This window comes from Pseudomonas sp. efr-133-TYG-5 (genome assembly GCF_030209175.1).
Taxonomy (GTDB): Bacteria; Pseudomonadota; Gammaproteobacteria; order Pseudomonadales; family Pseudomonadaceae; genus Aquipseudomonas.
The window spans coordinates 190,630-209,300 of sequence record NZ_JARVSM010000008.1; the positions used below are offsets into that span (position 1 = coordinate 190,630).

Annotated in this window: 18 protein-coding genes; 11 read left to right on the top strand and 7 right to left on the bottom strand. The window is 63.4% G+C overall.

What is annotated here, in order from left to right:
• Window positions 1-17: 17 nt before the first annotated feature.
• Together QRN70_RS24795 and pobA are read right to left on the bottom strand one after the other, a co-directional pair.
• Window positions 18-1,535 carry an MDR family MFS transporter gene (locus QRN70_RS24795; RefSeq protein WP_285420509.1) on the bottom strand — a complete coding sequence of 506 codons (1,518 nt, stop codon included), beginning with the start codon at window positions 1,533-1,535 and terminating at the stop codon, window positions 18-20.
• 79 nt (window positions 1,536-1,614) lie between these two features.
• The gene (gene pobA / locus QRN70_RS24800) at window positions 1,615-2,799 is read right to left on the bottom strand and encodes a 4-hydroxybenzoate 3-monooxygenase (RefSeq protein ID WP_285420527.1); all 1,185 of its coding nucleotides are present in this window, start codon (window positions 2,797-2,799) and stop codon (window positions 1,615-1,617) included.
• A 187-nt stretch (window positions 2,800-2,986) separates the two neighbouring features.
• Here pobA and QRN70_RS24805 point away from each other — a divergent pair, with 187 nt between their 5' ends.
• Window positions 2,987-3,871 (top strand): helix-turn-helix domain-containing protein, encoded by an 885-nt coding sequence (locus QRN70_RS24805; protein WP_285420510.1) that lies wholly within the window; start codon window positions 2,987-2,989, stop codon window positions 3,869-3,871.
• A gap of 135 nt (window positions 3,872-4,006) precedes the next feature.
• Here the strand turns inward: QRN70_RS24805 and QRN70_RS24810 are convergent, their stop codons facing one another.
• The gene (locus QRN70_RS24810) at window positions 4,007-4,183 is read right to left on the bottom strand and encodes a hypothetical protein (protein WP_007953274.1); all 177 of its coding nucleotides are present in this window, start codon (window positions 4,181-4,183) and stop codon (window positions 4,007-4,009) included.
• 180 nt (window positions 4,184-4,363) lie between these two features.
• Window positions 4,364-5,269: a LysR family transcriptional regulator gene (locus QRN70_RS24815; RefSeq protein WP_285420511.1), complete on the bottom strand. Its 906-nt coding sequence runs from the start codon at window positions 5,267-5,269 to the stop codon at window positions 4,364-4,366.
• A 115-nt stretch (window positions 5,270-5,384) separates the two neighbouring features.
• Here QRN70_RS24815 and QRN70_RS24820 point away from each other — a divergent pair, with 115 nt between their 5' ends.
• Window positions 5,385-6,263 (top strand): MBL fold metallo-hydrolase, encoded by an 879-nt coding sequence (locus tag QRN70_RS24820; RefSeq protein ID WP_285420512.1) that lies wholly within the window; start codon window positions 5,385-5,387, stop codon window positions 6,261-6,263.
• A 45-nt stretch (window positions 6,264-6,308) separates the two neighbouring features.
• Window positions 6,309-6,923, top strand: coding sequence for an NAD(P)-dependent oxidoreductase (locus tag QRN70_RS24825; RefSeq protein WP_285420513.1), 615 nt, complete (start codon window positions 6,309-6,311; stop codon window positions 6,921-6,923).
• Window positions 6,924-7,127: 204 nt separating this feature from the next.
• Here QRN70_RS24825 and QRN70_RS24830 read toward each other — a convergent pair whose 3' ends face one another.
• Window positions 7,128-8,009 (bottom strand): LysR substrate-binding domain-containing protein, encoded by an 882-nt coding sequence (locus tag QRN70_RS24830; RefSeq protein ID WP_285420514.1) that lies wholly within the window; start codon window positions 8,007-8,009, stop codon window positions 7,128-7,130.
• A gap of 227 nt (window positions 8,010-8,236) precedes the next feature.
• On the opposite strand from QRN70_RS24830, the gene QRN70_RS24835 reads away from it, so the two are divergent.
• The 6 genes from QRN70_RS24835 (at window position 8,237) to QRN70_RS24860 (ending at window position 15,632) form a co-directional block, all read left to right on the top strand.
• The gene (locus QRN70_RS24835) at window positions 8,237-9,874 is read left to right on the top strand and encodes a 5-guanidino-2-oxopentanoate decarboxylase (protein ID WP_285420515.1); all 1,638 of its coding nucleotides are present in this window, start codon (window positions 8,237-8,239) and stop codon (window positions 9,872-9,874) included.
• Window positions 9,871-11,319: an aldehyde dehydrogenase family protein gene (locus tag QRN70_RS24840; RefSeq protein ID WP_285420516.1), complete on the top strand. Its 1,449-nt coding sequence runs from the start codon at window positions 9,871-9,873 to the stop codon at window positions 11,317-11,319. Before QRN70_RS24835 ends, QRN70_RS24840 begins: the two co-directional genes overlap by 4 nt.
• A 217-nt stretch (window positions 11,320-11,536) precedes the next feature.
• On the top strand, window positions 11,537-12,640 hold the full coding sequence (locus QRN70_RS24845) for an extracellular solute-binding protein (RefSeq protein WP_285420517.1): 1,104 nt from the start codon (window positions 11,537-11,539) through the stop codon (window positions 12,638-12,640).
• A gap of 168 nt (window positions 12,641-12,808) precedes the next feature.
• On the top strand, window positions 12,809-13,717 hold the full coding sequence (locus QRN70_RS24850) for an ABC transporter permease (RefSeq protein ID WP_285420518.1): 909 nt from the start codon (window positions 12,809-12,811) through the stop codon (window positions 13,715-13,717).
• Window positions 13,714-14,562: an ABC transporter permease gene (locus QRN70_RS24855; RefSeq protein WP_285420519.1), complete on the top strand. Its 849-nt coding sequence runs from the start codon at window positions 13,714-13,716 to the stop codon at window positions 14,560-14,562. Before QRN70_RS24850 ends, QRN70_RS24855 begins: the two co-directional genes overlap by 4 nt.
• A gap of 14 nt (window positions 14,563-14,576) precedes the next feature.
• Window positions 14,577-15,632 carry an ABC transporter ATP-binding protein gene (locus QRN70_RS24860; RefSeq protein WP_285420520.1) on the top strand — a complete coding sequence of 352 codons (1,056 nt, stop codon included), beginning with the start codon at window positions 14,577-14,579 and terminating at the stop codon, window positions 15,630-15,632.
• Between the two features lie 202 nt (window positions 15,633-15,834).
• On the opposite strand, the gene QRN70_RS24865 is transcribed toward QRN70_RS24860, so the two are convergent.
• Window positions 15,835-16,764 carry an AraC family transcriptional regulator gene (locus QRN70_RS24865; protein ID WP_285420521.1) on the bottom strand — a complete coding sequence of 310 codons (930 nt, stop codon included), beginning with the start codon at window positions 16,762-16,764 and terminating at the stop codon, window positions 15,835-15,837.
• A gap of 335 nt (window positions 16,765-17,099) precedes the next feature.
• Between QRN70_RS24865 and QRN70_RS24870 the strand changes: the two genes are divergently transcribed.
• Together QRN70_RS24870 and QRN70_RS24875 are read left to right on the top strand one after the other, a co-directional pair.
• Window positions 17,100-17,453 (top strand): antibiotic biosynthesis monooxygenase family protein, encoded by a 354-nt coding sequence (locus QRN70_RS24870; protein WP_285420522.1) that lies wholly within the window; start codon window positions 17,100-17,102, stop codon window positions 17,451-17,453.
• 43 nt (window positions 17,454-17,496) lie between these two features.
• Window positions 17,497-17,739 (top strand): hypothetical protein, encoded by a 243-nt coding sequence (locus QRN70_RS24875; protein WP_285420523.1) that lies wholly within the window; start codon window positions 17,497-17,499, stop codon window positions 17,737-17,739.
• On the opposite strand, the gene QRN70_RS24880 is transcribed toward QRN70_RS24875, so the two are convergent.
• Entirely contained in the window at window positions 17,740-18,369 is a 630-nt protein-coding gene (locus QRN70_RS24880) for a flavin reductase family protein (protein WP_285420524.1), read from the bottom strand. It abuts the gene before it with no gap.
• Window positions 18,370-18,671 lie beyond the last annotated feature (302 nt).

Here is an 18,671-nt window from a genome sequence, read left to right on the forward strand (position 1 = left end):
GTGGCGCTCTGCGGTGTTTAACGGGCGCCGTGCTCACGTCCGCGCAGCAATCGGTTGGGCATGGCAATCGCCGCGGCCAGACCGAGCAACGACACCGCTGTGCTGACCCACAGCAGATGGCGGAAGGTGACCAACAGCTCGGCGCGCAAGGCGTTCTGCGCGTCACCGGGGGCGGCGTTCAAACCATCTAGCAGGACGTTGCCCGAATGCCCCTCAGCCATCAGCGAACCGCTGGCCAGATGGGCGAAACTCGAATCCTGCAACAACGCCAGCAACAGTGCCGACATCAATGCCACGCCCACCGCGCCGCCCAGCGAACGGAACAGGTTGGTGGTGCTGGTGGCGACGCCGATGTCTTTCTGCTCCACCGAGTTCTGCGTGCCGACCAGTGAAGTCGGGAATTGCATGCCGCCGGCGATGCCGCTGAGCAGCATGCACAGCCCGCTGAGCAGGGTCGCCTGCGGTGGGCTGAACGCCATGCCGAGGATCGAGATCGGCATCAGGATCGCGCCGGTGAGAATCTGCGGTTTGTAACGGCCGGTGATCGAGGTGCGGCGTCCGGCGAAATACGCCCCGATCGGCAGACCCATGGCCAGCGGCAGCAGATGCAGCGCGGCGCTGTCGGCACCGGCGCCGGTCACGCTCTGGAAGCGCAGCGGCATCAGCACGATCAGCGAAATCGCCTGGAAACTGGTGAAGAAAATCGTGCACCAGCACAGCAGCGCGTTGCGGTTGGTGAACAGGTGCATCGGCAGCAGTGGCTCGCGCGCACGGCGTTCGTGCCAGACAAACAGCGCCAGCACCACCACCGCGCAGGCGAACAACCCGAGCACTTCGCTGCTGCGCCAGGCGTGGCCCTGGCCGACTTCGGTGATGCCCAGCAGGAGGGCCGTCAGGCCGATAATCATCAGCAGCGTGCCCAGGTAATCGATGACCGGTTTGCGCTGCGGGATCGGCAGCCCGCGCAGGTTGCGTCGCGCCACCCAGTACGCGCCGAGGCCCAGCGGCAGGTTGATGAGGAACACCCAGCGCCAGGACAGGTATTCGGTCATGTAGCCGCCGAGTACCGGGCCGGCGACGCTGGCCACTGCGTACATGCTGCTGAAGTACCCCTGATAGCGTCCACGCTCGCGGGGCGGCACGATGTCGCCGATGATCGCCTGGCTGACCGAAATCATCCCGCCGGCCCCGATCCCCTGAAGGATCCGCGCCAGCACCAGTTGCTCCATGCTCTGCGCCATGCCGCAGAACAGCGAGGCGAGGGTGAACAGGCCCATGCCGAACAGCATCAGTTTACGCCGCCCGTACAGATCGCCGAGCTTGCCGTAGATCGGCACCGCCACGGTCATCGCCACCATGTAGCCGGAAATCACCCAGGCCAGCAGGCTGACATCCTTGAACTGGGCGGAAATGGCGGGCATCGAAACGGCGACGATGGTCTGGTCCAGCGCCCCCAGAAAGATCGCCATCATCAGCGCGACCAACACGCTGCGAATGGCTGGTTTGGGCGTTTCGGGATGATTGAGATTGGTCACGGGCAAAACCTGCGGGCAGTGGATGTCCCGCAGATCGCCAGGCGAGCGGGGATGCTCGCCAGTGTAAGTCGGTAGCAGGCTATTCGATAGCCTCATAAGGAAGCCCGACGTAATTTTCTGCAATGGTTTTTCGACCCGCTTCTGAATTGACGAAGTAGTCCAGTTCCGAGGCGCAGATGCGCTGGCTGAAGTCATCGTGTTCGTCGAAATGGTGCAGCATCGAGGTCATCCACCAGGAAAAACGCTCGGCCTTCCACACCCGCCGCAGGCAGATCTGCGAGTACTTCTCCAGCAGATCGGTACGGCCTTCGCGATACACCTTGAGCAGGATGTTGAACAAGGTGCTGACGTCGCTGGCCGCCAGATTCAAGCCCTTGGCGCCGGTCGGTGGGACGATGTGCGCGGCATCGCCGAGCAGGAACAGGCGCCCGTATTGCATCGGTTCGACGACAAAACTGCGCAGTGGCGCGATGCTTTTTTCAATCGACGGGCCGGTCACCAGCTTCTCGGCCAGCGCCGGCGGCAGGCGCTTTTTCAGCTCGTCCCAGAAACGCTGATCGGACCAGTCCTCGACCTTTTCCTGGGCCGGCACTTGCAGGTAATAGCGGGTGCGGGTCGCCGAACGCATGCTGCACAAGGCAAAGCCACGCTCATGGCGGGCGTACACCAGTTCGTCGTGCACCGGCGGGGTGTCGGCAAGAATGCCCAGCCAGCCGAACGGGTAGACGCGTTCGAAGACTTTCAGGCAGTCGGCGGGAATCGATTGTCGGGCCACGCCGTGGAAGCCGTCGCAACCGGCGATGTAATCGCAGTCGACGCGCCAGGTTTCGCCGTCCTTGTCGAAGGTGATGAAGGGTTCGTCGCTTTTCATGCCGTGGGGAACGACATCGCGAGCGGCATAGATTGTCTGTGCGCCGCTCTCCCGACGAGCGGCCATCAGGTCGCGGGTGACTTCGGTCTGGCCATAGACCATGACGGTTTTGCCCGCGGTCAGGGACTTCAGGTCGATGTGCACCAGGCGTCCGTCGAGGGCCAGTTCGAAACCGTCATGGACAAGGCCTTCGCGGTCCATCCGCCGGGCCACGCCGGCCTGACGCAACAGCTCTACCATGCCTTGTTCAAGCACGCCGGCGCGGATTCTGCCGAGCACATATTCGGGCGTCTGGCGTTCGACGATCAGGGTGTCGATGCCGGCGTTGTGCAGCAGCTGGCCGAGGAGCAGACCGGCCGGGCCGGCGCCAATGATGGCGACTTGGGTTTTCAGCGTTTTCATTGTTTTTATGACTCGCAAGCTTCAACCGGCAAGGGCCGGTGAATGATTTTTATGATTCGAGTGCTTGCATTTTTCCCTTGCGGGTCTGTCAATTGAAGGTGAAAACTGAGCCGATACCTGTACATTCTGCCAATCGGTGCGATTATCGCCCGCAACTTTCGAGGCCTGGATTGAAGTGATGAACAAGCCTGACCTGCCTTCGATTCCGGTGTTCAAGCTCTACGGTGAAAGCCTGGACTGGCCGACCCCCGACTTGCTGCACTGTGAAACCATCTCCAAACGCAGCCGCGAACATCAATGGGAAATCAAACCGCATCGCCACGCCGATCTGTGCCAGTTGCTCTTCGTCTTCAAAGGTCAGGCAGAGCTTGAAATCGAAGGACAACGCACGCAGTTGCACCAGGCCGCCATCCAGATCCTGCCACCGCTGTCGGTGCATGGTTTTCGGTTCGCCGAGGATGTCGAAGGCTTCATCGTTACCCTGGCCACCCCGCTGATCAACCACTTGCAGGCGCAACTGGGCAACGCAGTGCACGCCCTGGGCCAGGCCGAAAGCTACCCGGCGGGCGCGGACGCGGACTACCTCAACAGCCTGTTCGCCGCGTTGCAGGCCGAATACAACGGCCACCAGCCTGCACGGGAAATGCTCATGCATGCGCTGGTCAGCGTGATCATGGTCTGGGTCAGCCGCCAGGCGATCCACCGCCACAGCGCCAGCCAGCGGCCACAGCGTCAGCGCGAATACCTCAACGGCTTCATTCAACTGGTGGAGGAGACGTACCGACAGCACGTCAAGGTCGAGGATCTGGCCCATCGCCTGGGCATTTCCGTGTCGCACCTCAATGGCACCTGCCGCGAACTGGCGGGGCAACCGGCGTTGCAGATCATGCACGAGCGGCAGTTGCTGGAAGCCAAGCGTCTGCTGACTTACACCAGCATGACCATCTACGAAATGTCCGACGTGTTGGGGTTTTCCGATCCAACCAACTTCACCCGCCTGTTCCGACGCAGGGTTGGCATTTCGCCAAAGGCGTTTCGTGATCGGCTGAAGGCCGAGCAGTAAATTCTAACCACCACACATCCCGGTGGGAGCGAGCTTGCTCGCGAATGCGGTCCTCCATTCAGCGTTGATGTTGACTGGCGCACTGCATTCGCGAGCAAGCTCGCTGCCACAGGATTTCATTCCAGCCCAGTTCAATCAGCGCAGCGCGTTAAGCGTCGCGTTATGCGGGATGCAACGTTCGAAGTTGCAGCTGGCGTATTCGCGTGGCAGTTGGCGCAATTGCTCGACTCGCCACGCCGCGGTGCCGTACAGCGCCAGCGTGGCCGCGCAGGTGATGAAAATCGCGAGATACCTTCTTGTTCTGGTGTTCATGGCGTAGACCTCTGAACGCATACCCTGCGGTACTACTTTCAGCATAGGTCAGCGGTACAGAGTTTCCAGCCATAAACACGGTGGGAGCGAGCTTGTTCGCGAAAGCGCTGTGTCAGCCCGCGATACTGTCGACTGACACAGCTTTTTCGCGAGCAGGCTCGCTCCCACAAGGAATGGCGTTTACAAGCCGATATCCCACTCTGGATGCTCGGGAAAGCGCTGCACCAGAAAATCCAGCATCGCGCGCAGCGCCGCCGGCATGTGTTTGCGTGAGGCATAGACCGCATAGATGTTCAGTTGCCGCGGCTCGGCGCCGGGCAGCAGGCGCACCAGTTCACCGGTCTGCACGTGGGCCCCGGCCAGGTAGGTCGGCAGCATCGCCACGCCGGCCCCGGCCAGGGTGGTGCGCAGCAGGGTGCTGGCTTCATTGGCACTGATGTTGCCCTGCACCGGCACGGACACGGGCTCACCGTCCTGCTCGAAATGCCACAGGCTCTTGCCGAAATACGAGTGAGTCAGGCAGTTGTGCCGGCTCAGATCCTCGACGCGCAACGGCGCTGGATTGTCCTGCAGATAGGTGGGGGCAGCGCAGACCAGCGAGCGGCACACGGTCAGACGCCGGGCGATCAGATTCGGGTCCAGGTCATTGCTGGTGCGGATCGCCAGGTCGATGCGTTCATCCACCAGGTTCACTGTGCGGTCGAGCATCTGCAGGTCGATGCTGACCCCGGGGTAGCGCTTGACGAACGCCGCCATGGCGTCGGCCAGTTGGCTCTGGCCGAACGAGGTGCTGACACTGATCCGCAGCAGGCCGCGCGGCGCATCGTGCGGTTCACTGACGGCGGCCTGCATGTCGCCGCACAGTTCGAGCATCTGCCGGCAGCGCGGCAGGATTTCGCTGCCGGCTGCGGTCAGGCTCAGCTTACGCGTGGTGCGGTGCATCAGCCGCGCGCCGACCCAGTCCTCGAGTTCCGCCAGATAACGCGACACCACCGGGCGCGACAGCTCGAGATGGTCGGCCGCCGCCGACTGGCTGCCCAGATCCACCACTGTGACGAACACCCGCATTGCTTGGAGACGATCCATGATTTGCCCGCTTTCAGAAACAAACTATGTTCAAGCATCGCATTTTTTGTACTGACTCTGGCAACTAAGCTCTGTGCCCATCGCCAAGCACGGCATTCGCACAACGGAGCAACAGATGATCGGCCGCACCACCCTCAAGCGCATTCTACTGGCCACCGCCAGCCTCGGTTTCGCCGCCCATGCGGCCGCCGCCAACCTGACCCTTGACGTCTACAACCCGGGCACCCAGGCGATTTTCCCGGTGACTTCGGTGCTGGTCAGTGGTGAGAAAGAGGCGATTCTGGTGGATGCCCAGTTCGGCAAGTCCCAGGCCGAGCAGGTGGTGGAGAAAATCCGCGCCAGCGGCAAGCAACTGACCACCATCTACATCAGCCACGGCGACCCGGACTACTACTTCGGCCTCGACACCCTGACCCAGGCCTTCCCCGAGGCGAAAGTCCTGGCCTCGGCGCCGACCGTCGAGCACATCAAGCAGACCGTCGACGGCAAACTGGCGTTCTGGGGGCCGAAAATGGGCGCCGATGTGCCGGGCAAAACCATCGTGCCGGGCGTGCTCGAGGGTGACAGCCTGATGCTCGAAGGGCAGAAGCTGCAGGTGGTCGGCCTCGACGGCAAACAGCCGGATCGCAGTTTTGTCTGGATTCCGTCGCTCAAGGCCGTGGTCGGTGGGGTGGTGGTCGCGGAGAACATCCACGTCTGGATGGCCGACACCCAGACTGCGCAATCCCACGCCGACTGGCTGCAAACCCTGCATGCCATCGAAACCCTGAAACCGAAGACCGTGGTCCCGGGGCATTACCTCGGTGAGAGCAGCCGGTCGTTGGCCAGCGTGAAATTCACCGCCGACTACATTAAGGCTTTCGATGTGGAAACCGCGCGAGCCAAGGATTCTGCCGCCCTGATCAAGGCGATGAAACAGCGCTACCCGCAACTCGGTGAAGACAGTTCGCTGGAACTCAGCGCCAAAGTCGCCAAGGGCGAAATGCGCTGGTAAGCCGATTCTCAACACGCAGTACTCTCAAGCCAACTGGAGAACGTCATGAGCAAGATCGCAATCATCGGTGCCACCGGCCGTGCCGGTAGCCAACTGCTGGAAGAAGCCCTGCGTCGTGGTCATAGCGTTACGGCTATCGCCCGCGACACGGCGAAGATCGGTCACCGTGCCGGGGTGGTCAGCAAGAACGTCGATGTGCTGGATTCGGCGGCGCTGCAAAATGCCCTGGCCGGCCACGATGTGGTCATCAGCGCGGCGCATTTCGCGACCGTGCCGGCCAGCGCCCTGCTCGGGCCGGTGAAGCAGGCGGGGGTGAAACGCTTGCTGGTGGTCGGCGGTGCCGGCTCGCTGTTGCTGCCGGACGATACCCGGGTGATCGACAGCGCGGGTTTTCCGCCCGAGTACAAGACCGAAGCCAGCGCTGGGGCGGCGTTCCTCGACGCCCTGCGTCAGGAGCAGGAACTGGACTGGACGTTCCTGTCGCCGTCGGCAGAGTTTGTCGAAGGTGAGCGCAGCGGTACCTTCCGGGTCGGCCAGGATCACTTGCTGGTGAGTGCCGAAGGGCGCAGCTGGATCACCTTCGCCGATTACGCGATTGCACTGATCGACGAAGTGGAAACACCGAAGCATTCGCGCCAGCGGTTTACCGTCGGCTATTGATTGCGCGGATGCTGAACGCAGCGTTCGGCTGCGGATTTTTCCCCCTCGCCCCAACCCTCTCGCCCAAAGGGGGCGAGGGGGAAAGGGAGCCGATTGGCGCGCGCTTCACCTCCTGAGTTCGACTCGGGATCGCAAGTCGGTGCAACCCGCCAGAGCAACCCGCTCAGTCCTCACTCCCTCCGGGAGAGGGTGAGGGCAACAGGCTCAGCGCAGATGGGCCTGCTCCACCAGCCAGATCATCAGCTCTTCCAGCTGGGGCGATGCTTGCGCGTCGTGCGGCATCACCACGTAGTAACCCAACCCCGTCTTCACCTTCAGCTCGAACGGCATCACCAGTCGCCCCGCGCGCAGGTCATCGCCGATCAACGACCAGTCGCCGATCGCCACGCCGGTGCCATGGGACGCCATCGACATCGCCTGATCCAGTGTCTCGAAATGCTGCCCCGTGTTGACGTTGCTCAGCTGCAATTGCGCGGCGCTCAGCCACACGGTCCAGTCCTGCGTGTCGCGGGTCGGATGCAGCAGCAGGTGCTGTTGCAGATCGGCCGGAACGGACAGCGCCGGCGGGCCCTTCAACAGCGCGGGCGAACACACGGGCGTCAGTTGCTCGTCGAACAGGTGCAGCGCTGTCGACGTGCTGTCCGGCGGCGTGCCGTAGATCACGGCGGCATCGAACGGTTCGCGCTGAAAGTCCACGCCGTGGGCCAGCGTGGTGGTCAGTTTGACCGGCACGTCCGGGCGTTCCTTCTGCCATTGCAGCAGGCGCGGCACCAGCCAGCGCATCACGCAGCTCGGCGCCTTGAGCTGCAGGGTTTCCCGCTTGAGGCCGATCTGCTCGGTCGCTTCGCTGATCAGGCTGAAGACCTTCTCCACCCGCGGCAGCCATTCGCGCCCTTCGGCGGTCAGCTCCAGACCGCGGGCCAGGCGGATGAACAGCTCATACCCGAGATGATCCTCCAGCCCGGCAATCTGCCGGCTCACCGCGCCCTGGGTGATGTGCAACTGCTCGGCGGCCCGGGTGAAGTTGCAGCACTGCGCGGTGATCAGGAACGTGTGCAGGGCGGGCAGGGGCGGCAGTCGTTTCATGTGGATCCAAGGTATGACGTGAGGACATGGCTAGTATGACTTTTAATCGATTGTTGCCGCTACCTGCCGCCCGTTCAATGAGCCCCATCCACCCGAATCGATGTGGGAGCGAGCTTGCTCGCGAATATGGTTTTCCATTCAGCATCAATGTGGCTGATACACCGCTTTCGCGAGCAAGCTCGCTCCCACACTGGCACGGCGTATTGAACAACTAGAAGGGCAACGACATGGCGACGTGTGGCGAAGTACTGGTCAAATTACTCGAGGACTACGGGGTCGAGCAGGTGTTCGGCATTCCCGGGGTGCACACCGTGGAGCTGTATCGCGGGCTGGCCCGTTCGAGCATCAACCATGTCACGCCGCGGCATGAGCAGGGCGCCGGTTTCATGGCCGACGGTTACGCGCGCACCAGTGGCAAACCGGGCGTGTGCTTCATCATTACCGGCCCGGGCATGACCAACATCACCACCGCCATGGGCCAGGCGTACGCCGACTCGATCCCGATGCTGGTGATCTCCAGCGTGCAGACCCGCAACCAGTTGGGCGGCGGTCGCGGCAAGCTGCATGAATTGCCCAACCAGAGCGCACTGGTCGGCGGCGTGGCGGCGTTCTCCCACACCCTGATGTCGGCGTCAGAATTGCCGGGCGTGCTGGCCCGTGCGTTCGCCCTGTTCCAGGCCGGCCGCCCGCGTCCGGTGCACATCGAAATTCCCCTGGACGTGTTGGTGGAAGAGGCCGATGCACTGCTCGCCAGTGTTCCCGTGACTATCGACCGCGCAGGGGCCGCACCGGCTGCCGTGCAGCGCATGAGCGAACTGCTGGCCGGCGCCCAGCGTCCGCTGATTCTCGCCGGCGGCGGGGCGATCGATGCCGCCGGCGAACTCACCGAGCTGGCCGAGCGGCTCGACGCTCCGGTGGCGCTGACCATCAACGCCAAAGGCATGCTGCCGTCCAGCCATCCGCTGCTGATCGGCTCGACGCAAAGCCTGGTCGCCACCCGCGCGCTGGTGGCCGATGCCGACGTGGTTCTGGCCATCGGCACCGAACTGGCCGAGACCGATTACGACGTGACGTTCGCCGGCGGCTTCGAGATTCCCGGCAAGCTGCTGCGCATCGACATCGATGCCGACCAGACCGTGCGCAACTACCCGCCGCACGTAGCGCTGGTGGCGGACTCGCGCAACGCCGCGCAAGCCTTGTTGAGCGCGTTGTCGCACCAGCCTCTGGCCGAGCGCCGCAACGATTGGGGCCAGGTCCGTGCGGCCCGCCTGCGCGATGAGCTGGCGGCGACCTGGGATGCACCGACCCTGGCCCAGACGCGGTTGCTCGAAACCGTCCTGCACGAGTTGCCGGAGGCGGTGTTCGTCGGCGACTCCACACAACCGGTGTACACCGGCAACCTCACCTTCAATCCGGAGCGTCCGCGCCGCTGGTTCAACTCGTCGACCGGTTACGGCACCCTCGGTTATGCCTTGCCGGCGGCCATCGGTGCCTGGCTGGGTGGCCGCAACGACAGCGGCGTGCGTGCGCCGGTGGTGTGCCTGATCGGTGACGGTGGCCTGCAATTCACCCTGCCGGAACTGGCCAGTGCAGTGGAGGCCCGCACGCCGGTGATCGTCCTGCTGTGGAATAACCAGGGCTACGAAGAGATCAAGAAATACATGGTCAACCGCGCCATCGAACCGGTTGGCGTGGACATCTACACCCCCGACTTTATCGCGGTGGCCAAGGCCCTCGGTTGCGCGGCGCAGGCGATCCACGGCGTTGAACAACTGCGCGCTGCGCTGCGTGCCGCAACCGATCGGCAAGGTCCGACGGTGATCGAAATCGACCAGAACCAATGGCAGCAGGCGGTGGCGCAATGACTTTTCCTACTACGCTCGACGGCCTCTACATCAACGGCCAATGGTCCGCCGGACGCGAACATCTGCGGGTGATCAATCCGGCCACCGAAGCGCTGCTGACCACGGTCAATGGCGGTGACGAAACCGCCGTCGATCAGGCGGTCACGGCGGCGACCGCAGCCTTCAAGGACTGGTCGAAAACCCCTGGTGCCGAGCGTGGCGCGATCCTGCGCAACATCGCCAACGGCGTGCGCAAAGGCCGCGAGCAGCTGATGAAGCTGCAGTCGAGCAACAACGGCAAACCGCAATTCGAAGCGAGCATCGATGTCGACGACGTGATCGCCACGTTCGAGTACTACGCCGAACTGGCCGAAGGTCTGGATGCGCAACTCGACAGCCACGTGCCGCTACCCAGCGACGATTTCAGTGCGCGGCTGCGGCGTGAGCCGTGCGGCGTGGTCGGGCTGATCGTGCCGTGGAATTTCCCGATGGTCACCACCGCCTGGAAACTCGCGCCAGCCCTGGCCGCTGGCTGCTGCGTGGTGCTCAAACCGTCGGAAGTCACGCCCCTGCCGGAACTGGAACTGGCGGCCATCATCGCCGAATCCGGGCTGCCTGCCGGGGTGTTCAACCTGGTCTGTGGCACCGGTCTGGCGGTGGGCGCGCCGCTGTCGGCCGATCCGCGCATCGCCAAGATTTCCTTCACCGGCAGCAACGCCGTCGGTGTGCAGGTCATGCAGCGTGCCGCCGAAACCGTCAAGGGCGTGAGCCTCGAACTGGGGGGCAAATCCTCGCTGCTGGTACTGGCCGATGCCGACATTGACCTGGCGGTGGAGCTGGCCTGTGGTGGTGGTTTCTTCAACGCCGGGCAGATGTGTTCGGCGACCAGCCGCGTGCTGGTTGCCGATGAACTGGCCGACGAGTTCCTCATTCGCTTGCAGGCCCGCGCGGAAAAAATCCGCGTCGCCGATCCGTTCGACCCGGCCGTCGAGATGGGCGCGCTGGTCAATCAGGCGCAATACCAGCGGGTGCTTGGCCACATCGATCGTGGTTTGAGTGCCGGGGCCAGGCTGGTGTGCGGTGGCAATCGCCCGGCGGACCTGCCGCGCGGCTATTTCCTGCAGCCGACGGTGTTCACCGAAGTGCCCCTCGACAGTGCGCTGTGGTGTGAAGAGATCTTTGGCCCGGTGATCTGCGTGCGCAGTTTCAGCAGCGAAGCCGAGGCGATTGCCCTGGCCAACGACAGTCAGTTCGGTCTGGTCGCCAGTGTGGTAACGCGTAACGCCGAAACCGCCGACCGGGTCGCCAATGCCTTGCAGGCCGGGCTTGTGTGGCTCAACGCGCCGCAGGTGATCTTCCCGCAGACGGCGTGGGGCGGTTACAAGCAGAGCAGTATCGGCCGCGAATTGGGACCGTGGGGCCTGGCCGCGTTCCAGGAAATCAAACACGTGATCCGGGCGCTCTGAACGCCCGAAAAAGGTCCGCGCATGCCTCGCAAAAAGGCATGCGCCGGCGTCATGGCTTCAATGAGTTTTTATCGATAGTCAGGTGTTTTGCACGACCTCAGGATGAACCCGTCGGCTGCGCTGCATGCCTTTGAACACAAGGCCTGCAGCCGATCCGGCCGCGCGGATGCAACGGTTGCGACCAACCTCATACTTAAAAGAACAAAGGGAGTCCGTCATGGGCGAGCACGATCTGAACAGGCGTCAATTCATTAAAACCGTCGGCGTGGCCTCGGTGGCCGCGGCGGCCATGAGCCTCCCCTTCGTCGGGGTGCGCGCCAGTGACACGCGGTTTGCCGGCAAGACCCTGCGTCTGCTGACCTGGTCGGATGACACCGGCCTGGCGGCGCTGCGCAATATCGCCGCGACGTTCGAAGCCAAGACCGGCGCCAAGGTGATTGCCGACCGCACCGGCAGCACCTCGGAAATGGTCGCCAAGCTCAAGGCCGGCGGTGACCGTCCGCAGTACGACATCATCACCCTGGCCGGGGTGGGCGCCGAAGGCCTGGCCGCCGCCGGGCTGCTGGAGAAGCCCGACCTCAATCGCATTCCCAACCTGGTCGACGTCCCGGAAAAGTATCGCACCGGCGCCAACGGTCACGGTATCGGCTACCTGCTGTGGTGCAACAGCCTCGTCTACAGCACTCGTACCCAGTCCGCCGCGCCGGACAGCTACGCCGCGCTGTGGGATGCCGATCTGGCACCGAACATCTTCCTGCCGCCGCCGAACTGGACCGAGGCGATGGACCTGATCATCATCGCCGGCAAACTCGCCGGTGGCGACGAGCACAACATCGAGCCGGGCTTCAAGAAGCTTGCCGAGCTCAAGGAGCGCGTGGTCACGCTGGGCGAAAACCCCAACCAGATCGCCGAACTGTTCCGCACCGGCTCGCTGGACATGGGCGGGCTGTACGCCCCGGCGTTTTTCCCCAAGCAGATCCGCGACCCGAACTATGGCCTGGGGGCCACGTTCGGCATGAAGGAAGGTTTCTACACCGACCTGATGCTCTCGGTGATGCCGAAGAATCGTCCCGGCGACACCGACCTGGCCTACGCCTTCATCGACCACTCCCTCGACCCGCTGGTGCAGGGCAAGATGGCCGAGGACATCTTCAACGGTCCGGTCAACGCCAAGGCGATCATCTCCGCCGAGGCGCGCAAGAGCCCGTACATCCTCACTCCCGAGCAGATTGCCGAGAAGGCGATCATGCACGACAACGCCTTCCTGGCCACCGTGCATGACCAGTGGATTCGCCGTTACACGGAAATCTTTTCTTCCTGACGCCGTCCTTCCAGACACCGCGGAACCCTTGTGGGAGCGAGCCTGCTCGCGAATGCGTCAGCACAGTCCGTATGGATGTGACTGACACAGCGCCTTCGCGAGCAGGCTCGCTCCCACAGGAGGCAGAGGTGTCTGGCCGATTCGTTTTCCATTGACGAGATCATTGCTATGGAACATCAACCCCTGACCCAAGCCGTCGGCGCCGCTAACGTGCGCGCGGCGCGCGGTATTTCGCCGACCGCCCGGGCATGGCTTTTCCTGTCGCCGTCGATGCTGTTTCTCGGTGTGCTGATTGCGGCGAGCCTGCTGGTGCTGCGCATGAGCGTCGGCAGCAAAGGTGCGGAATGGAGCGGCTTCAACCTCGCCAGCTACGCGCAATTGCTCGAACCCTATTATCTGAAATCGCTGCTGCTGACCCTGCGCCTGGCGCTGATCAGTGCGGTGATCGCCGTGCTGCTGGCGATCCCGGTGGCGTACACCATGTCGCGGCTGACCTCACCGTTCGTGCGGCGGATCTTTCTCGCGGCGGTGTTGTTGCCGCTGCTGGTCAATCTGCTGCTGCAAAGCTACGGCTGGCTGGTGATTCTCGGCCCCGGCGGCATGCTCAACCAGACCCTCATGGGGCTGGGGCTGATCAAGCGGCCGATCATGCTGCTGTACAACCAGAACGGCGTGTTGATGGGCCTGGTGCAGACCGCGTTCCCGCTGGCCGTGCTGCCGATCGCCAGCGCCATGCGCGGCGTTGCCCGCAGCTATGAAGAGGCAGCCGCGACCCTCGGTGCCAGCCGCTTGCAGGTGTTCCGTCAAGTGGTGCTGCCGATGAGCCTGCCGGGGATCATCACCGGTGCAACGCTGGTATTCGCCTACAACGCCAGCAGCTTCGTGGTGCCGCTGCTGCTCGGCGGGCGCCGGGTGCCGATGCTGGCGGTGATGGTGCACGACCAGATCGCGCCGCTGATGAACTGGCCCGCTGCCTCCGCTGCCGGCGTGGTGCTGATTGTCACCACCCTGGCGATCATGACCCTGTCCGAATACTTCACCGGCCGCCGCCGGCGTCTGCTGGAGGCATCGCAATGAGTATCCTGTCCAACAAGCGCATGGCCCTGCTGCCCGGCGAAACCGGCAAGTTTGCCGGGATTCTTTCCGCGGTGATTCTGCTGCTCGCGGTGTTGCCGATCCTGACCATGATCGTGATGTCGTTCAGCGGTGCGGCGAACCTGGATTTTCCGCCGAGCAGCTACAGCCTGCAGTGGTACAAGGCGGCGTGGCACACCTTTGTCTCGCCGGATGCCAGCGATGTGCTGAGCCTCGGCCAGGCCATGGGCACCAGCCTGCTGGTGGCGTGCCTGACCATGGTTTTCGCCACGCTGATCGCGGTGCCGGCGGCGTACGCGCTGACCCGCTGCGAGTTCCGCGGCAAAGCCGTGGCGCTGCAACTGATGTCGCTGCCGCTGGTGTTCCCGATGGTGGTGCTGGGCCTGGCGCTGCTGCTGGTGTTCGACAGCCTGCCGTTCCACCTGACCACGTCGCGCCTGGTGATTGCTCACGTGATTCTGGCGCTGCCGTTCGTGGTGAAGAACTGCACGGCGGCGATGCTCTCGATCGGCAGCGAAGTCGAGGAGGCCGCACAGATGCTCGGCGCTTCGCCGCTGCGGGCGATTGTCGATGTGGTGGTGCCGTTGATGAAATCGGGGATCCTCGCGGGGATGCTGCTGGCGTTCATCGTTTCGTTCAACGAATTCACCGTCACCTACTTCCTCTACACCATCGATGTGATGACCGTGCCGATCTGGATGTACAGCCGCACCGTGTCCTCGCTCGACCCTACCGTGTTCTCGTTTGCCGTGCTGATCGTGCTGATCGACTTCGTCCTGATCTGGGCGCTGGAGAAGCTGGTGGGCGAGGGCGGCGTTTCCTTTTGATTGTGAGGTGCAACATGACTGGACTGATTCTGGAAAACGTCGAGAAATTCTACGGCTCGGCGTGCGCGGTGGCCGACGTCAACCTGCATTTGCCACCCGGCAAACTGGTGTGTTTCCTCGGTCCTTCGGGCTGCGGCAAAACCACCCTGCTGCGGATGATCGCCGGCCTGGAAACCCTCAGCGGCGGCGAGATCCGCCTCGATGGCGAGGACATCGGCCAGACCCCGGCGCACCTGCGCAACTTCGGCATGGTGTTCCAGTCGCTGGCGCTGTTTCCGCACATGACCGTCGGCGAGAACATCGCCTACCCGCTGAAACTGCGCGGCGTCAGCAAGGCCGAGCAGCAGGCGCGGGTGGTGGAATTGCTCGAGCTGATCCAGCTGCAGGCGATGATCGACCGCCCGGTGGCCAAGCTCTCCGGCGGCCAGCGGCAACGCGTGGCGATTGCCCGGGCGATTGCCTCGCATCCGAAAATTCTCCTGCTCGACGAGCCGCTGTCGGCGCTGGACGCCAAACTGCGCGAGTCGATGCAGGTGGAAATCCGCCAGCTGCAACAACGCCTGAACATCACCACCATCATGGTCACCCACGATCAGCGCGAAGCCATGACCATGGCCGACATCGTCGTCGTGCTGGGCGAACACAAAGTGCAGCAGGTCGGTACGCCGATCGAGATCTACCGGTGTCCGGCCAACGAGTTCGTTGCCGACTTCATCGGCTCGGGCAACATCTTCCCGGCCACCGTGCTGGGTGATGGCAAGGTCGGCCTGCCGGGTGGCGACGCGCTGCAAGTGCCGATCTGCAGCAGCATTGTCGCAGGGCAGAAAGTGAAGATGCTGATTCGCCCCGAAGACCTGCAACTGTCCGCGCCACAGGCCACGGCGGGTAATCGCTTGCTCGGCAAGGTGACGTTCGTGCGCGATATCGGCGCGACCATCGAGACCACGGTGGAGTGTTCCGGCGTGACGTTTACGGCGCTGAGCACGCCGTGTCAGGGCATCGGGCTGGGGATCGGGCACCCGGTGTCGGTGACGTTGCCGCCTGAGGCATGTCGGGTACTCGGTGCATGATTCTGGATTGAGGTGGCCTTGACTGGCCCCATCGCTGGCAAGCCAGCTCCCACAGGTTTTTCGGGTGGGCACAAATTCTGTGTTCAGCACAAAACCCTGTGGGAGCTCGCTTGTCAGCGATGACGTCAGTCGATACAGCACAACACCCTGCGGGAGCTGGCTTGCCAGCGATGGCGTCAGTCGATACAGCACAACACCGTGATCAGACCGACTGCCGCAACCGCGCCAGATCCCGCAACGGCGGCGCGCCGAACAGGCGGCTGTATTCGCGGCTGAACTGCGACGGACTTTCATAGCCCACCCGATAGCCCGCCGCCGACGCCTCCAGGCCTTCGGCGAGCATCAGGCGCCGCGCCTCCTGCAGGCGCAGTTGCTTCTGATACTGCAGCGGGCTCATCGCCGTCATTGCCTTGAACCGGTGGTGCAGGGTCGAGACGCTGAGGTTCACTTCGCGGGCCAAATCGTCGATGCGCAGCGGCTGCTCGAAGTTGCCGTTGAGCCACTTGATCGCCTGGCTGATGCGATGGCTCTGGCTGTTGGCAATCGCGATTTCATACAGGCGATGACCCTGCGGGCTGCGCAGCAGGCGATAGAGGATTTCCCGGCGGATCAGCGGCGCGAGCATGGCGATGTCTTTCGGCGCGTCGAGCAGACGCGCCAGGCGCAACACTGCGTCAAGCATGGCACTGTCGATCTTCTCCACATACAGCCCGCGCCCGGTGGGGCGGGTCGGTACGCCCATGGGGCCGGCGTCGGCGATCAGCGCGGTGATTTCCGCCGGGTCGATATCCAGGCGCACGGCCAGAATCGGATCCTCGGGCGAGACGTTGACCACACGCCCGCTCAACGGCATCGAAACGGAGACCACCAGGTAATTCAGCGGGTCGTAATTGAAGTATTCGTCCGCCAGCCGCACCTCTTTACGCCCCTGGGCCATGATGCACAGCGCCGGTTGCGCGAGCACCGGGGCGAAGTCATGGGATCGGGTGTGGCGCGACATGAACAGCGAGCCGACGGCAGTCGCATAGCTGCCGTCTTCGGCGGTGTTGCGGCGGATGATCGCCGCCAGTTCCGCGCGCTGCTTTTCCATGTCGGCATCTGGCGCGGCTTGAATACGATCGAATGACGTCATGCACGGCATCCTCGGCAAGGGAGGTGGAATGGAGCAGAGCATATGTTTGTGCAAGCGCAAGCGGTAGACACATCCTGCGAAATGCTTGCCTGATCCTGCATGGCGTTGGTTGCGTGCCCAGACATGACAGGGCGTAACCCGGCAAACTTGCTTGAAACCGGTGTGACAGGACGGTGACAGTCATTCACGACCTGTTACAGGTCCGAAAGAAAGTCTCGCAGGATTGTGCAACGCAGCGGCAGGAATCGACTAACGGCAGCCGGAGTCCGGCCCTTAATCTTGGATCCTGTCGCAGCCCGTCCCGGCTGCCACACGACTCCCTGGGAGGGTTGAACATGTCCAAGCAGATCCCCGTCAGTCATATGGCCTTCGTTCGAGCGCGCGCCGGGCGCTCGGCAGAACTCGGTGTGCGCCTGAGCGCGCTGATCGAACCGTCCCGCGCCGCACCCGGTTGCCTGAGCTTTGCCTTGCAACAATCGCAGTGCGATCCCGAGTTGTGGCTGGTCTCGGGTTTCTGGAGCCACCAGCAGGCGATGACCGCGTACTTCAGCAGTCCGGCGATGCAAGTCTTTGCCGAGCTGGTGCAGGAACTGGTCGTCAACAGCCTGGATTTCCACACCTTCAAGGACGTCTCGGCGGCGCAGGCGCTTGGGCAATGCAGCGCACCGATACACAAACTCGCCGGTTGAGGGTTTAATGGCCGGCCTATTTGACTGAGCCAGGACCTGCGACATGGCACGTAAAGAGTTCGAACATTTCGAAGCGGTTTCCGCTGTAGTTCCCGTCGAGTTGGGCAGCAACAAGGGTTATCACGCGGCAATCGCGGTCAAGGCCCTGGTCGATGGCGGTGCCCCGCGTTTTCACAAACTGCTGAATGACCAGGTGTTTCCCGGTGCCATTGCCGCCGACGAAGCCGCCATCAAGGAGCTCGACCGTCTGCAGGGCGTCACTGATGACGCCGAGCTGATCTGGTAATTACTTGACTGCCCCCGGGCGCCACATCTTGAACAGGGCTTGCGGCCCCAGCTGGAAATAGTCCGCCGGGCCGCCGCCGCGCAGAATCGGTTCTGCCGCGGCGGTGTCGTAGATGCCGTCCTTCAACAGCCACTTGGCGATATGCACGGCGACCACTTCGCCGAGGATCAGCCAGCTCGGCACCGTCTCACCGTCCGCGCGCTGCAACTGAATGATCTGGGTGACCTTGCACTCGAAGGACACCGGGCTTTCGGCGACCCGTGGCACTGCAATCACTTTCGAGGCTGCGGTCGTCAGTCCCGCCAGTTCGAACTCGTTGACATCCGGTCCGACCATTGCGCAGCTCTGGTTCATCTGCTCGGCCAGCGGCCGGGTGGCCAGGTTCCAGGCGAATTCGCCGGTCTGTTCGATGTTGTTGAGGCTGTCTTTGCGACCGACGCTGGAGAAACCGATGATCGGCGGAATGTAGTTGAAGGCGTTGAAGAAACTGTAGGGGGCCAGGTTCAGCCGGCCCTCGGCATCCTGCGAAGAAATCCAGCCGATGGGGCGCGGGCCGACGATGGCGTTGAACGGGTCGTGAGGCAGGCCGTGGCCGTTGGCCGGTTCGTAGAAGTGGATGTCATCGGGCATGGCGGTGTTCCTGGAGGGCATTCGTAGGCGCTCAATAGTGCAAGGCTGCCGCGGCAATTGCCAGTCGATCACGCGTGTTCGCCGGTCCGGCAATGGTCCTGCCCCAGAAACGACTAAGCCCGGCCGAAGCCGGGCTGTGCGCTTGACCGCTGTGGATCAGCTGATCGATGCGGAACCGGTGCGGTCGTAACCGTCGGCGGCGAAGGTGGCCGAGCCAGTGCGGTCGTAGCCGTCTTCGGCGACGGTGGCGGAACCGGTGCGGTCGTAACCGTCGGCGGCGAAGGTGGCCGAGCCAGTGCGGT

Coding starts and splice junctions, on each gene's coding strand:
- QRN70_RS24805 (WP_285420510.1), top strand. CDS start 2,987: ATGAACAAGCCTGACCTGCCTTCGATTCCGGTGTTCAAGCTCTACGGT.
- QRN70_RS24810 (WP_007953274.1), bottom strand. CDS start 4,183: ATGAACACCAGAACAAGAAGGTATCTCGCGATTTTCATCACCTGCGCG.
- QRN70_RS24815 (WP_285420511.1), bottom strand. CDS start 5,269: ATGGATCGTCTCCAAGCAATGCGGGTGTTCGTCACAGTGGTGGATCTG.
- QRN70_RS24820 (WP_285420512.1), top strand. CDS start 5,385: ATGATCGGCCGCACCACCCTCAAGCGCATTCTACTGGCCACCGCCAGC.
- QRN70_RS24825 (WP_285420513.1), top strand. CDS start 6,309: ATGAGCAAGATCGCAATCATCGGTGCCACCGGCCGTGCCGGTAGCCAA.
- QRN70_RS24830 (WP_285420514.1), bottom strand. CDS start 8,009: ATGAAACGACTGCCGCCCCTGCCCGCCCTGCACACGTTCCTGATCACC.
- QRN70_RS24835 (WP_285420515.1), top strand. CDS start 8,237: ATGGCGACGTGTGGCGAAGTACTGGTCAAATTACTCGAGGACTACGGG.
- QRN70_RS24840 (WP_285420516.1), top strand. CDS start 9,871: ATGACTTTTCCTACTACGCTCGACGGCCTCTACATCAACGGCCAATGG.
- QRN70_RS24845 (WP_285420517.1), top strand. CDS start 11,537: ATGGGCGAGCACGATCTGAACAGGCGTCAATTCATTAAAACCGTCGGC.
- QRN70_RS24850 (WP_285420518.1), top strand. CDS start 12,809: ATGGAACATCAACCCCTGACCCAAGCCGTCGGCGCCGCTAACGTGCGC.
- QRN70_RS24855 (WP_285420519.1), top strand. CDS start 13,714: ATGAGTATCCTGTCCAACAAGCGCATGGCCCTGCTGCCCGGCGAAACC.
- QRN70_RS24860 (WP_285420520.1), top strand. CDS start 14,577: ATGACTGGACTGATTCTGGAAAACGTCGAGAAATTCTACGGCTCGGCG.
- QRN70_RS24865 (WP_285420521.1), bottom strand. CDS start 16,764: ATGACGTCATTCGATCGTATTCAAGCCGCGCCAGATGCCGACATGGAA.
- QRN70_RS24870 (WP_285420522.1), top strand. CDS start 17,100: ATGTCCAAGCAGATCCCCGTCAGTCATATGGCCTTCGTTCGAGCGCGC.
- QRN70_RS24875 (WP_285420523.1), top strand. CDS start 17,497: ATGGCACGTAAAGAGTTCGAACATTTCGAAGCGGTTTCCGCTGTAGTT.
- QRN70_RS24880 (WP_285420524.1), bottom strand. CDS start 18,369: ATGCCCGATGACATCCACTTCTACGAACCGGCCAACGGCCACGGCCTG.